This is a genomic window from Actinoallomurus iriomotensis (genome assembly GCF_030269445.1).
Lineage (GTDB): Bacteria > Actinomycetota > Actinomycetes > Streptosporangiales > Streptosporangiaceae > Actinoallomurus > Actinoallomurus iriomotensis.
Genome location: NZ_BSTJ01000018.1, coordinates 19,480 through 32,845, shown reverse-complemented (window position 1 = coordinate 32,845; position 13,366 = coordinate 19,480). Strand labels below are relative to the sequence as shown.

The window sequence follows — 13,366 nt, the reverse complement described above, 5'->3', positions numbered from 1 at the left end:
CATGTCGCGATGGGGACTGACGATCCCGCTCACCGGCGTGCCGCTCGCGCGGCACCAGAAGATCGTCGCCGAGCTGGAGGACCTCGGCTACACCGACGCGTGGTCGGCGGAGACCAACGGCGCCGACGCGTTCACGCCGCTCGCGCTGGCCTCGCAGTGGGCGCCCGGGCTCCGGCTGGGACCGGCCATCGTTCCGGTGTACACCCGCGGCCCCGGCCTGCTCGCCCAGCAGGCCGCGACGCTCGCGGGCCTCGCGCCGGGCCGGTTCGTGCTCGGCATCGGCACGTCCTCGCCGGCGATCGTGCAGCGGTGGAACGGCATCCCGTTCACCGAGCCGTACCAGCGGGTGCGCGACACCCTCCGGTTCCTGCGCCGTGCCCTGGCCGGGGAGAAGGTCACCGACGAGGCCCTGAACGTGAAGGGCTTCAAGCTGGACAACGTCCCGGAGACCCCGCCGAAGATCGCACTCGCCGCGCTGCGGCCCGGCATGCTGCGCCTCGCCGCCCGCGAGGCCGACGGCGCGATCACCAACTGGCTGTCGCCGGCGGACGTACGCGCGGTCCGGGCCGAAGTGGGCACGGAGAAGGAACTGCTCGCACGGATCTTCGTCTGCCCGACCTCGAACGCCGACGAGGCGCGGGCCCTCGGCCGCTGGATGATCGCCGCGTACCTGACGGTGCCCGCGTACGCGGCCTTCCACGAGTGGCTCGGCCGTGGCGACCGCCTCGCGGCGATGAACAAGGCGTGGGCGGAGGGCGACCGCAAGGCGGCCCTGGCGGCCGTGCCGGACGACGTCGTGGACGAGCTGATCGTGCACGGTCCGCCGGAGGCCTGCCGGGAACGGGTCGAGGAGTACGCCGCGGCGGGGCTGGACACCCCGATCCTGGCCGTCCTGCCCGCCGAGGGCGTCGACCTGGTCGAGGCGGTGCGCGCGCTCGCGCCACGAACGTGAACCGCGTCACTGATTACGGGGAGGATTCCGACGTTTGCGGGTCGTGATGCGGGGCATGGCAGGCGCAAGCACGGCCCCGGTCGTGTAGCTCACGAAATCGACCAGAAGGAGCTGTTGACAGTGCTGACTCTGACCGACTCGGCGGTTCAGGTGATCCGTACCGTCACAAGCCAACCCGAGCTCTCTCCGCAGACCGGGCTGCGGATCGCGACACAGTCCGAGCCAGAGCAGGCGGGCACACTGGCCCTCGCGGTGGCCGAGGGACCTCAGGCGGGCGACGAGGTCGTCGAGGAGCAGGGCGCAAGGGTCTACCTGGAACCGGACGCCGCGTCGATCCTCGACGAGATGACGCTCGACGCGAGCGTCGACGAGCAGGGAGACGTGACGTTCCGCCTCGCCGACAAGGCCGTCTGACCGAAACGGAGCCGATCGCCCCGCACCGCCGCAGCGGTCCGGGGCGATCGGCTTTTCCCGGCCGTTAGGAACGCGTCAACGATGGGCCCGCGGGCGTGAAGGACCCGTACGCGGCCGTCTGATCTGCCGGTTTCGTCCCTAACGTCGAGCGCATGGACGTCATGGGACCGCCGATCACGCTGGAGGCGCTGGTCCGCGTACGGCTGGTGGGCGGCGCCGAGCACGAGGTGTTCGAGAAGCACCTGCGCGCCGAACCCGCCGTCGTGGACGCCTGGCGCCTCGCCGGCGACTGCGACTACGAGGTACGGCTCACCTGCCGGGCCCTCGCCGACCTCGACAGCGCCGTGAACGAGCTGCGGCACGCCGGCGGTCACACGTCCACCACCCTGGTCCTGCATCGCGTACCCCTGGACGACCGATGAACATCTGGCCCCTCACCGCCGAGCCCGCGCGGTCCGTCGGCGGCATGCCCCTCACCGAGATCGCCGAGCGCTTCGGCACGCCCGCCTACGTCCTCGACGAGGAGCACGTACGGCACCGGTGCCGCGAGTACCGCAAGGCCCTGCACCCGCACCGCGTCGCGTACGCGGGCAAGGCGTTCCTGTGCCGGGCCATGGCCCGCTGGGTGGATGAGGAGGGCCTGTGGCTCGACGTGTGCTCCGCCGGCGAGCTCGCCGTGGCCCGGTCGGCCGGCTTCCCGGCGGACCGGATCCTGCTGCACGGCAACGGCAAGACGCCGGAGGACCTGACCGCCGCGCTGGAGTACGGGGTCGGGCGGATCGTGGTCGACTCAGCGGGCGAGGTGGCGCGCCTGGCCGCGCTGGCCGGCGACCGCCGTCACCCGCAGAAGGTCCTCCTGCGGGTGACACCCGGCGTCGACCCGCACGTCCACCGCGCCGTGGCGACCGGGGTCGAGGACCAGAAGTTCGGCCTGTCCCTCGCCTCGGGGGCCGCCGCCGACGTCGTACGCCGCGTGCTCCTGCAACCCTCGCTCGTCCTCGCCGGACTGCACTGCCACATCGGCTCCCAGATCGGCGAGCCGGACGGGTACGAGACGGCGGCGCGGCGGCTCGTCGCGTTCATGGCGGAGTTCGGCGGCCTGCCGGAGCTGGACCTCGGCGGCGGCCACGCGGTGGCGTACCGGCCGGAAGAGCACGGCCTGGACGTCCCGGCGTTCGCCGACCGCGTGGAGACGGCCGTCGCGGAGGAGTGCTCCGCACGCGGGATCCCCGAGCCGTCGCTGACCGTCGAGCCCGGCCGCGCGATCGTCGCGGCCGCGGGCGTGACGCTCTACCGGGTCATCGCGGTCAAGCACGGCACGCGGACGTTCGTCGTGGTCGACGGCGGGATGAGCGACAACCCCCGGCCCGCCCTGTACGGCAGCCGCTACTCGATCGCCCGGGTCGGACACCGTACGGGCGCGGCCGAGACCCCGGTGACGGTCGTCGGGCGGCACTGCGAGGCGGGTGACGTGATCGCCGCGGACGTTCCGCTGCCCGCGGACGTGCGGCCGGGCGACCTGCTCGCGGTGCCGTGCACCGGCGCGTACCACCACTCCATGGCGTCCAACTACAACCAGGTCGCCCGCCCGCCGGTCGTCGCCGTACGCGGCGGACGCGCCCGTCCGCTGGTCCGCCGCGAGACGCCGGAGGACCTGATGCGCCGCGACGTCGGCTGAGCCGGGGCCGGAGCGGCGTGAAAAGATCGTTGGAGCCGAAGGATGAGGTGAGAGGAATGCAGCTGACCAAGCTGGGCCACTCCTGCGTGCGCCTGCGCAAGGACGATCGCACTCTCGTCATCGACCCCGGCGGCCTCACGCCGGAGGACGACGCGATCACGGGCGCCGAGGCCGTGCTGATCACGCACGAGCACTTCGACCACCTGGAGGCCGAGCGCCTGCGCCGGGCACTGGTCGAGGATCCGCGTCTCACCGTCTACACGTGCCGGGCCGTCGCCGACATCCTGAGCGACGTCGGCGACCGGGTCCGCACGGTGGGGGAGGGTGACGCGTTCACCGCCGCGGGCTTCGACGTGGCCGTCGTCGGGCAGAAGCACGAGATCGTCCACCCCGACGTACCGCCGGTGGAGAACGTCGGCTTCCTCATCGACGAGGAGGTCTTCCACCCGGGTGACGCGTTCACCGTCGTGCGGGCGCCGACGCTGCTCGTCCCCGGCCAGGCGCCGTGGATGAAGGCCCCGGAGATGATCCAGTACCTGCGGGAGGTCTCCCCGAGGCGTGCGTACGCGGTGCACGACGGCCTGCTGAACGATGCCGGCCTCGGCCTGCTGGAGAGCCAGCTCTCCGGCGAGGGCAAGCAGCAGGACGCGGAGTTCCGCCGCCTGAAGCCGGGCGAGTCGGTGCCGCTCTAGCTCGGGGTCGCCGGGGTTCGTTCCGTGCCGGGCGCGAGCGACGCCGGCGTCAGCGTCCGACGGCCAGCACCGTCTTGGGTGGCGCGGAGCGGTTCTCCAGCGCCCGGTGGACGCCGGCCACGTCCTCCAGCGGTACCACCGACGGAGCCGGCTCGCGGAGCACGCCCCGGTGCGTCGAACCGACCACGGCCGAGATCGCCGTCTGGACCTGTTCGGGCACAAGGTGGGCGACCGTACCGAGGCTGAGCCCGATCAGCTGCCGGGTGCCGTGCCAGACCGCGTCGCCCGACAGGGCCGGATCCCGGCCACTGGCGTTGCCGAGTACGAGAAGACGGCCGAAGGGAGCGAGCCGTTCGAACGCCCGGGTGCGCAGTTCGCCACCGACAGGGTCGACGACGACGTCGACACCACGGCCATCGGTCAGTTCGTCGACGGCCGCGGCGAGATCGGCTGCCACGATCACGTCGGTGCACTCCTCGGCGGCGGATGCGCGTCTGGCCTCACTGCCGACGACGCCGATCACCCGGCGGGCCGGACGCACCGCGGCCAGGCGGCTGATGGTGTTGCCGAGCCCTCCGCTCGCCCCCAGCACGAGCACATCGTCGTCAACGCCGAGGCGGGCCAGGTCGTGCAGGGCCATCCAGGCGGTGACACCGTTGACCAGGACGCCCGCGACGCCCGCGAGGTCGGCGCCCTCGGGAAGGGGGACCGCCATCGAGGCGTGCGCGACTGCGATCTCGGCGTAGCCGCCGGCCCGTGGTCCTCGGCCGAAGTCGTTGAGCAGCGCGCCGACCGGCTGCCCCACCGCGAATCCGGTCACCCCGGCGCCGACTTCGCGTACCCGCCCACTGACCTCGATCCCCGGGACGAACGGAGTGGGCAACGCGAACACGCCGGCGCGGAACAGGGTGTCGACGAAGCCGACTCCGGCGAATTCCACGTCGATCGACAGCTCGCCCTGGGCAGGGACGGGATCCGGCACGTCGACGATCTCAAGCGACTCGGCCGGGCCGGGCGTCTTGACGACGGCAGCGCGCATCATGCTCCTTCGATACTGATCAGCTCCCGATGACCGCAACTCGCGTCGGCCCCCAACGATTCCTGCAGGGTGGCCCTGATCCGTGCCCGGCGGTGGGCGGTTCAGGCGGCCTCCCGGCCCGTGGCGGGGAGTCGCTCGGTGTGGATGAGGACGCGTCGCAGCACGCCCGCGCGGGTGGCGTTCTCGCGGAGGCGCGGCGCCCACAGCGTGAGCGCCGCCGTGACCGCGGCGGTCAGGCCGTACGCGACCAGTGCGGCGACGAGTCCGCCCGCCAGGACCAGAACGGCCATGACCGCGCCGGTCAGCGCGATGAGCGGGGGAACGGTGAGCCGGGGCTCGGCCGAGGCCCGCCGGGTCCGCGGGTCGGACGGGCCCCAGGGATCGTCGCCGAGGGCGGACACGAGAGCCCGCAGCCGCGGAAGGCCCCACGCCAGAGTCACGGCGGCGGGAACCACCAGCAGCGGCGCGGCGGCCAGGGCGCGCGGCGTCGACACGAAGGCGCTCGCGACGGCGGTGAGCGGCCCGGCGGCGGCCGCGGCGAGCAGCGTCGCACGAGCGCGGGAGGCGTTCCGCCGCACCGCCATCCGGCCCCGGCGTACGGCGAGCGAACTGGTCTGAACGGCCGCGACCGCCCAGAGCGCGGCGACGGCCCACACGGCCGTGATCAGCGCGGACATCGAACTCATACCCTGAGAGTGAGCGCGCCCGGTGACGCGGGGAAGACGTTGAGGCTCATGTTAGGGAAAGCTAAGGGCTCGTCCCGGAGAAGTCGCTGGGGGCCGCCCCCCGATCCGTAGTGCGGCTACCTCCACCCCGGCTCGCGGAAACTTCGAACCTTCTCGCTGCGGGGACCGTGCTCGGCGGGCCGTTGGGCGGAGGTCAGGCTTCCGGTGGGAGGCGCCAGACCTCGGGGAGGCTCTGGTCGGCGTCCGAGTAGTCGTGGATCACGTCGAGGTAGCCCGCCATGCGTGCCTGCCAGGCGACGTTGACCGGGAGGTTCTCCAGGGCGGCGAGCATGGCCGCGTAGTCGTCGCAGTCGATCACGTGGAACAGGTCCAGGCCGTCGCGCCAGATCGTCCAGTCGTGGGCGCCCGCCGCCCTGATGGCGGCCACGAGTTCGGCCGGCACCGACCGGTGGGCCTCTTCGTACTCCTCCTCACGCCCCGGTGCGAGGCGTGTGTGCAGCGCGATCCGCAACGATCCTCCTTCACTCGGTCTCTGACGGGTCCTCGTTCGCCTGGCGGCGGGCCCATTCCTCGACCGCGCCGATGTGGACGGCCGCCGCGACGCGGGCGCCGTCCGGGTCGCGTTCGGCCAGGGCGCGGTAGATCTGGTCGTGCTCGTGGAACGTTCGCGGGAACACGCCGTCCTCCCGGTACCCCCGCCAGACCCGGGCGCGGAACGTACGGCTGTTCAGCCCGCCGAGGATCGCGGCCAGCACCGGGTTCGCGGCGGCCTCGGTGATGATCCGGTGGAACTCCAGGTCGTGGCCGACGATCTCCTCGGCGGTCGTGCCGCGCTCCATGGCGTTCATCTCGGCGCGGAGGCGGGCCAGGCCGGTCTCGTCGATGCGCGCCGCCGCGGCGGCGGCCGCCGCCGGTTCGAGGATCTTGCGGACCTGGACGAGGTGCAGCAGCGTCGAGCCCCGCGAGATCTCCGCCACCACGCCGAACGTCTCCAGCAGGTCGCCCGGTTCCAGCCGGGTGACGTAGATGCCGGCGCCGTGCCGGGCCTCCAGTACGCCCATGACGGTCAGCGCGCGGATCGCCTCGCGCATCGAGCTGCGCGACAGGCCGAGTTCGGCCGCGAGGTCGCGTTCGGTCGGCAACCGCTGCCCAGGTTCCAGCTCCCCGGTCGCGATCTTGGCCTTGATCTCCTCGATCGCCCGCTCGGTAACCGTGGTCCTGGCGGCGGTCTCATCCGGCACTCGCTCCTCCGTTCCTGCGCCTGATCTGCATTCTGTACGAGCGTGACAGATCCGACCAATCCGCACAATGTAACAAGTCAGTAACGAGGTATTGCCAGAAGATCGGCGGTTGATGGTGTCATGTCCGTATGAATGGTCCGATGACTCGGTCAGAGGTCGGACCAGTAACCGATCCAGGAAGGACGGCTCCGTGAAGCTGCTGCGTGTCGGACCGGAAGGTGCCGAACGGCCCGCGATCCTGGCCGAGGACGGGACGCTCCTCGACCTGTCCGGCGTGACCCGCGACATCGACCCCGCCTTCCTCGCGACCGGCCTGGACGACCTGCGGGCCGCGTACGAGGCGGGTGAGCTGCCCCGGATCCAGAACACCAAGCGGGTCGGCGCCCCCGTCGCACGGCCCGGCAAGGTCGTCTGCATCGGCCTGAACTACCGCGACCACGCGGAGGAGACCGGCGCCGAGATCCCGGCCGAGCCGATCATCTTCATGAAGGCCGTCAACACCGTCGTCGGCCCCGACGACGACGTCCTCATCCCGCGCGGCAGCACCAAGACCGACTACGAGGTCGAGCTCGCCGTCGTGCTGAAGGGCCGCGCCCGCTACCTCGACTCGCCGGACGAGGCGCGCGCCCTCATCGCGGGCTACGCGATCGCCAACGACGTCTCCGAGCGGGAGTACCAGCTCGAACGTGGCGGCACCTGGGACAAGGGCAAGTCGTGCGAGACGTTCAACCCGCTCGGGCCCCACCTCGTCACCGCCGACGAGGTCCCCGACCCGCAGAACCTCGGCCTGCGGCTCTGGGTCAACGGAGAGCTGCGCCAGGACGGCAACACCAAGAACATGATCTTCGGGATCGACCACCTGATCTGGTACCTCAGCCAGTTCATGGTGCTCGACCCCGGCGACGTCATCAACACCGGAACCCCGGCCGGAGTCGCGATGGGCCGCCCCGGCACCTCGTACCTCCGCACGGGCGACGTCGTCGAGCTGGAGATCGACGGGCTCGGCCGGCAGCGGCAGAGGCTGGCATGAAGGTCACCGCGCTCGACGTCCACGACGTCCGGTTCCCGACCTCGCGCCGGCTCGACGGCTCCGACGCCATGAACCCCGACCCCGACTACTCCGCCGCGTACGTCGTGCTGCACACCGACACGGGCGCGGAGGGTCACGGCTTCTGCTTCACCATCGGGCGCGGCACCGAGCTGTGCACGGCGGCGATCGAGGCGTACGCGCCCCTCATCGTGGGCCGTGAGCTGGACCCGGCCGACCTTGGGGAGTTCGCCCGGCGGCTGACCCACGACTCGCACATGCGCTGGCTCGGCCCGGAGAAGGGCGTCGTGCACATGGCCGCCGCCGCCCTGATCAACGCCGCGTTCGACCTGGCCGGGCGCGTGGCGGGCGCGCCGGTCTGGCGGCTGCTGGCGGACCTGTCGCCCGAGCAGGTCGTCGACCTGGTCGACTGGCGGTACCTCACCGACGCACTGCGCCCGGACGAGGCCCTCGACCTGCTCCGGACGGCACGGAACGGTCGGGCCGAACGCGAGGCCGCGCTGCTCGCCACCGGCTACCCGGCGTACGCGACCACGCCCGGCTGGCTCGGCTACACCGACGACAAGCTCGTCCGCCTCTCCCGCGAGGCGGTCGCTGAGGGCTTCACCCTGATCAAGCTCAAGGTCGGCAGCGACCTGGACGACGACCTACGCCGCATGCGCCTGGCCCGCGAGGCGGTCGGCCCGGACATCCGGATCGCGATCGACGCCAACCAGCGCTGGGACGTCGAGCAGGCCATCGCGTGGGTCAGGGCGCTCGAACCGTACGACCCGTGGTGGATCGAGGAGCCGACCAGTCCCGACGACGTCCTCGGCCACGCCGCGATCCGTACGGGCGTGCGCCCGGTGCGGGTCGCGACCGGCGAGCACGTCGCCAACCGGGTGATCTTCAAGCAGATGCTCCAGGCCGACGCGATCGACTTCCTGCAGCTCGACGCCTGCCGGGTCTCCGGCGTCACCGAGAACGTCGCGATCCTGCTGCTCGCCGCCAAGTACGGCGTGCCGGTCTGCCCGCACGCCGGCGGCGTCGGCCTGTGCGAGGTCGTCCAGCACCTGTCGATGTTCGACCATCTCGCGGTCAGCGGCTCCACCGAGGACCGCGCGATCGAGTACGTCGACCACCTGCACGAGCACTTCACCGACCCCGTACGGGTGCGCGACGGCCACTACCTCGTGCCGGACGCCCCCGGGATGTCGGCCGAGATCAAGGCCGAGAGCCGAGCCGAGTACGCCTATCCCGACGGCCCCGTCTGGAGGTCATGACGTGGAGTTCACCGGCATGAGAGCGCTCGTCACCGGAGGTGCGTCCGGCATCGGGCTCGCCACCGCGCAGCTGCTCGCCGAACGCGGCGCCTCCGTCGCCTGCCTCGACCTGTCCGGCCCGCCCGAGCCGCTGTACGGGCTCAAGGCGGACGTACGGGACGACGCGCAGGTCCGCGCGGCGGTCGAGGACGCGGCCGGGCACCTCGGCGGCCTCGACGTCCTCGTCAACAACGCGGGCATCGGCGCGCAGGGCACGGTCGAGGACAACGACGACGACGAGTGGCGCAACGTCTTCGACGTGAACCTGTTCGGCATGGTGCGGGTGAGCCGGGCCGCCCTGCCGTACCTGCGCCGGTCCGAGCACGGCGCGATCGTCAACACCTGCTCGATCGCGGCCACCGCCGGCCTGCCGAGCCGGGCGCTGTACTCGGCGACCAAGGGCGCCGTGCTGTCGCTCACCCGCGCGATGGCCGCGGACCACCTGCGGGAGGGGATCCGCGTCACCTGCGTGAACCCCGGAACGGCGGACACACCGTGGATCGGCCGGCTGCTGGACGCGGCCGACGATCCCGAAGCGGAACGGGCCGCGCTGGCGGCCCGCCAGCCGACCGGGCGCCTGGTCAGCGCGCAGGAGGTCGCCGCGGCGATCGCCTACCTGGCCAGCCCGCTCGCCTCGGCGACGACAGGAACGGCGCTGGCGGTCGACGGGGGCATGGACGGCCTGCGACTGCGACCGGACAACTCCTGAGAGGAATCGCGATGAAGCGGAAGACCCTCGCGGCCTGCGCCTCGCTCGCCGCCGCCGCGTTGCTGGTGTCGGCCTGCAACGACAACAGTGGTGGCGGCGGAGGCGGCAAGATCGTCGGAGTCGACTACCCCCGCTCGGACACCGACTTCTGGAACTCCTACATCAAGTACGTTCCGCAGTTCGGCAAGCAGCTCGGCCTCGACCTGAAGACGACCAACTCCGAGAACGACATCGCCAAGCTCACCGCCAACGTCCAGACGCTCATCGGCCAGGGGGTGAAGGGCGTCGTCCTCGCCCCGCAGGACACCGCCGCGGTCGCCCCCACCCTCAGCCAGCTCAAGCAGAAGAAGATCCCCGTCGTCAGCGTCGACACCCGGCCCGACAAGGGCGACGTGTACATGGTCGTCCGCGCCGACAACGTGGCGTACGGGCAGAAGGCCTGCAAGTTCCTCGGCGACACGCTGAAGGGCAAGGGCAAGGTCGCCATGCTGGAGGGCGACCTGGCCTCGATCAACGGCCGCGACCGTACCGACGCCTTCAACCAGTGCATGGCGCAGAACTACAAGAACATCAAGGTCATCGGCCTGCCCACCGAGTGGAAGGGCGACGTCGGGGCGAACAAGCTGCAGACCGCGCTCGCCGCGAACCCCGACATCAACGGGATCTACATGCAGGCCGGCGGCGCGTTCCTCGCCCCCACGCTGAACGTGCTCAAGCAGAAGGGCCTGCTGGTCCCGCCGGGCGACCCCAAGCACATCGCGATCATCTCCAATGACGGCATCCCCGAGGAGATGAAGGCGATCGCCGCCGGGCAGATCGACGCGACCGTGTCCCAGCCCGCCGACCTGTACGCCAAGTACGCGCTGTTCTACGTGAAGGCCGCCATCGCCGGGCAGAAGTTCGCCCCCGGCAAGACCGACCACGGCTCGACGATCGTCGCGCCGCGGCCCGGCGTGCTGGAGGACCAGCTGCCCGCGCCGCTGGTCACCAAGGACGGGTCCTACCCGGGCTCGCTGAAGTCCACCGACCCCTCGCTCTGGGGCAACCAGATCAAATGACGGCTCCCGAAGGCGCCCCGGCCGGCCGTGCGGAGACGACACGGCCGGTCGCGGCGGCACACGCGATCAGCAAGCGGTTCGGAGTGACCGTCGCGCTGGATGAGGTGTCGCTGGAGGTGACCGGCGGGCAGGTGCACGCGCTCGTCGGCCGCAACGGCGCGGGCAAGTCGACGCTCGTGTCGGTCCTGACCGGCCTGGTGCCGCCGGACTCCGGATCGGTGGAGTTCGGCGGCGAGCCCGCGCCGCCGGTGGCCGACCGCGAGGCGTGGCGAAGCCGTGTCGCCTGCGTCTACCAGCGGTCCACCGTCATCCCCTCGTTGTCCGTCGCCGAGAACCTTTTCTTGAATAGGCAGGGCTTGAACAGGCAGGGGTCGGGGCTGATCTCCTGGGGCGGGCTGCGCCGCCGGGCCCGCGAGCTCCTCGACGCCTGGGAGGTCGACGTCGACGTACGGGCCCCGGCCGAGCGGCTCAGCGTCGAACACCGCCAGCTCGTGGAGATCGCGCGGGCGCTGTCGCACGGCTCCCGCTTCATCATCCTGGACGAGCCGACCGCGCAGCTCGACGGCAGCGCGATCGAGCGGCTGTTCACCCGCATGCGGTCGCTGCGCGAGGCCGGGGTGACGTTCCTGTTCATCAGCCACCACCTCGACGAGGTGTACGAGGTGTGCGACACCGTCACGGTGATGCGCGACGCGCGCCACATCGTCACCTCGCCCGTGGCCGAGCTGGACAAGCCGGCGCTCGTCGCCGCGATGACCGGAGAGGCGACCGGCCTGATCGAGCCGCCCGCCGAACGCCCGGCCCCGCCGGAGGGCGCCACACCGGCGCTGCGGGTCGACGGCCTCGGCCTGCCGGGCGCCTTCCACGACGTGTCCCTGACGGTCGCGGCCGGCGAGATCGTCGGGCTGGCCGGGTCCGGCGGCTCGGGGAAGATGGCCGTCGGCGAGGCCATCGTCGGCCTGCGCCGCGCCGGGTCCGGCACCGTCGAGATCGGCGGCGTACGGCCCCGGCCGGGCAGCGTGCCCGCCGCGCTGCGGGCCGGCGCCGGGTTCGTCCCGCAGGACCGCCACCGCGAGGGCCTCGTCCCGGAGCTGTCCATCGCCGAGAACGCCACGCTGACCGTGCCCGAGCGGCTCGGCCGGTTCGGGTTCGTCGGCGCGCGGCGGCGCGACCGGCTCGGCGCCGAGGCGATCGAGCGGCTGACCATCAAGGCGGCCGGCCCCGGGCAGCCCGTCGCCGCACTGTCCGGCGGGAACCAGCAGAAGGTCGTCATGGCCCGCGCGCTCGCGGGCGACCCGACGGCGCTGGTGCTGCTCCAGCCGACCGCCGGCGTCGACGTACGGGCCAAGGAGACGCTGCTCGGCGCGGCCTCGGACGCCGCCGCGCACGGCGCCGGCGTGCTCGTCGTCTCCGACGACCTCGACGACCTGCGGCCGTGCGACCGGGTGATCGTCCTGTTCAAGGGCGAGATCGTCACCGAGATGCCCCGGGGCTGGGCCGACCACGAGCTGATCGCCGCAATGGAGGGCATCCGTGACGGAAACTGAGACGGTCGTCGCCGCACCGGCCGGGAGCCGGATCGCCGCGCCCCGGCTGGCGCGCCTACGTGACCTCGCGCTGGTGCCGGCGATCATCGTGATCGCGATCGTCGGCTACTTCGTCAGCCCGGTGTTCCTGCACTGGGACAACCTCGTCAACGTGCTGCAGCAGCAGTCGGAGATCTCGCTGCTGGTACTGGCCGAGGCGCTCGTGCTGATCTGCGGGCGGATGGACCTGTCGCTGGAGTCGACATTCGGCCTCGCGCCGGGCATCGCGGCGTGGCTGACGCTCGCGCCCGGCGTCGCCCACGGCCTCGGCTGGCTGTCCGGCGCCTGGTCGATCCCGCTGACGCTGGTCGTCGGCGCGGTCATCGGCACGGTGAACGGCCTGCTGATCGTGCGGTTCCGCCTCAACGGCTTCATCGTCACGCTCGGCATGCTCATCGTGCTGCGGGGCCTGCTCACCGGCATCACCGGCGGCAAGACGTTCTTCAACCTGCCGAGCTCGATGATCTACCTGGGCAACGCCGTGTGGATCGGCCTGCCGGCCTCGGTCTGGATCTGCCTGATCCTGTACGCCGTCGCGATCGTGGTGACCGGCTACACGCGGTTCGGCCGGTCGCTGTACGCCGTCGGCGGCAACGCCGACGCATCGCGCGCGGCCGGCATCCGGGTCGACAGGGTGCTGTGGTCCACGCTCGTGCTCGGCAGCGTGCTCGCCGCGCTCGGCGGCCTGCTCCTCACCGGCCGTCTCGCGTCGGTCGCCGCCAGCCAGGGCAACGGCGCGATCTTCACGGTGTTCGCGGCGGCGGTCATCGGCGGCGTGTCGCTGAACGGCGGGCGCGGCACGGTCTTCGGCGCCTTCACCGGCATCCTGCTGCTCTACATGATCCAGAACGTGCTGACCCTGGCCGGTGTCCCGGCCCAGTGGATCAACGCGCTGAACGGCGCGATCATCCTGATCGCCCTGATCATCAGCCGGATCACGTCGGGCCAGGCGCAGGAGTAGC

Annotated in this window: 15 protein-coding genes; 11 read left to right on the top strand and 4 right to left on the bottom strand. The window is 71.9% G+C overall.

Translation table 11 applies throughout. The features are described from left to right. Window position 1: 1 nt before the first annotated feature. From QSK37_RS47235 to QSK37_RS47215, 5 genes are all read left to right on the top strand, one after another. Window positions 2–952 (top strand): LLM class F420-dependent oxidoreductase, encoded by a 951-nt coding sequence (locus tag QSK37_RS47235; protein WP_285635447.1) that lies wholly within the window; start codon window positions 2–4, stop codon window positions 950–952. Window positions 953–1,072: 120 nt separating this feature from the next. Then, window positions 1,073–1,366 (top strand): iron-sulfur cluster biosynthesis family protein, encoded by a 294-nt coding sequence (locus QSK37_RS47230; RefSeq protein WP_285583159.1) that lies wholly within the window; start codon window positions 1,073–1,075, stop codon window positions 1,364–1,366. Between the two features lie 152 nt (window positions 1,367–1,518). After that, window positions 1,519–1,788 carry an Lrp/AsnC ligand binding domain-containing protein gene (locus QSK37_RS47225; protein WP_285635444.1) on the top strand — a complete coding sequence of 90 codons (270 nt, stop codon included), beginning with the start codon at window positions 1,519–1,521 and terminating at the stop codon, window positions 1,786–1,788. Further along, complete coding sequence (gene lysA / locus QSK37_RS47220; protein WP_285635441.1) at window positions 1,785–3,044, top strand: diaminopimelate decarboxylase; 1,260 nt, start codon at window positions 1,785–1,787, stop codon at window positions 3,042–3,044. The genes QSK37_RS47225 and lysA overlap by 4 nt, the downstream gene beginning before the upstream one ends. 56 nt (window positions 3,045–3,100) lie before the next feature. Beyond that, window positions 3,101–3,736, top strand: coding sequence for an MBL fold metallo-hydrolase (locus QSK37_RS47215; RefSeq protein WP_285635438.1), 636 nt, complete (start codon window positions 3,101–3,103; stop codon window positions 3,734–3,736). A gap of 49 nt (window positions 3,737–3,785) precedes the next feature. On the opposite strand, the gene QSK37_RS47210 is transcribed toward QSK37_RS47215, so the two are convergent. From QSK37_RS47210 to QSK37_RS47195, 4 genes are all read right to left on the bottom strand, one after another. Beyond that, window positions 3,786–4,775, bottom strand: coding sequence for a quinone oxidoreductase family protein (locus QSK37_RS47210; RefSeq protein WP_285635435.1), 990 nt, complete (start codon window positions 4,773–4,775; stop codon window positions 3,786–3,788). 101 nt (window positions 4,776–4,876) lie between these two features. Then, a complete protein-coding gene (locus QSK37_RS47205; RefSeq protein WP_285635432.1) occupies window positions 4,877–5,461 on the bottom strand; it encodes a hypothetical protein in 585 nt (194 codons plus the stop codon). 193 nt (window positions 5,462–5,654) lie between these two features. Beyond that, window positions 5,655–5,972, bottom strand: coding sequence for an L-rhamnose mutarotase (locus QSK37_RS47200; protein WP_285635429.1), 318 nt, complete (start codon window positions 5,970–5,972; stop codon window positions 5,655–5,657). Window positions 5,973–5,982: 10 nt separating this feature from the next. Continuing rightward, window positions 5,983–6,702, bottom strand: coding sequence for a FadR/GntR family transcriptional regulator (locus QSK37_RS47195; RefSeq protein ID WP_285635425.1), 720 nt, complete (start codon window positions 6,700–6,702; stop codon window positions 5,983–5,985). A 190-nt stretch (window positions 6,703–6,892) separates the two neighbouring features. On the opposite strand from QSK37_RS47195, the gene QSK37_RS47190 reads away from it, so the two are divergent. From QSK37_RS47190 to QSK37_RS47165, 6 genes are read left to right on the top strand one after another with little or no spacing between them, the layout of a single operon-like run. After that, window positions 6,893–7,732: a fumarylacetoacetate hydrolase family protein gene (locus QSK37_RS47190; RefSeq protein ID WP_285635422.1), complete on the top strand. Its 840-nt coding sequence runs from the start codon at window positions 6,893–6,895 to the stop codon at window positions 7,730–7,732. Next, window positions 7,729–9,012 carry an enolase C-terminal domain-like protein gene (locus QSK37_RS47185; protein ID WP_285635419.1) on the top strand — a complete coding sequence of 428 codons (1,284 nt, stop codon included), beginning with the start codon at window positions 7,729–7,731 and terminating at the stop codon, window positions 9,010–9,012. The genes QSK37_RS47190 and QSK37_RS47185 overlap by 4 nt, the downstream gene beginning before the upstream one ends. 16 nt (window positions 9,013–9,028) lie before the next feature. Beyond that, window positions 9,029–9,760 carry an SDR family NAD(P)-dependent oxidoreductase gene (locus tag QSK37_RS47180; protein WP_285635416.1) on the top strand — a complete coding sequence of 244 codons (732 nt, stop codon included), beginning with the start codon at window positions 9,029–9,031 and terminating at the stop codon, window positions 9,758–9,760. An 11-nt stretch (window positions 9,761–9,771) separates the two neighbouring features. Beyond that, the gene (locus tag QSK37_RS47175; protein WP_285635413.1) at window positions 9,772–10,818 is read left to right on the top strand and encodes a sugar ABC transporter substrate-binding protein; all 1,047 of its coding nucleotides are present in this window, start codon (window positions 9,772–9,774) and stop codon (window positions 10,816–10,818) included. Continuing rightward, window positions 10,815–12,365, top strand: coding sequence for a sugar ABC transporter ATP-binding protein (locus QSK37_RS47170; protein WP_285635410.1), 1,551 nt, complete (start codon window positions 10,815–10,817; stop codon window positions 12,363–12,365). The genes QSK37_RS47175 and QSK37_RS47170 overlap by 4 nt, the downstream gene beginning before the upstream one ends. Next, window positions 12,352–13,365, top strand: a complete 1,014-nt coding sequence (locus tag QSK37_RS47165; RefSeq protein ID WP_285582935.1) for an ABC transporter permease — start codon at window positions 12,352–12,354, stop codon at window positions 13,363–13,365. The genes QSK37_RS47170 and QSK37_RS47165 overlap by 14 nt, the downstream gene beginning before the upstream one ends. The last annotated feature ends 1 nt before the right edge of the window (window position 13,366 follow it).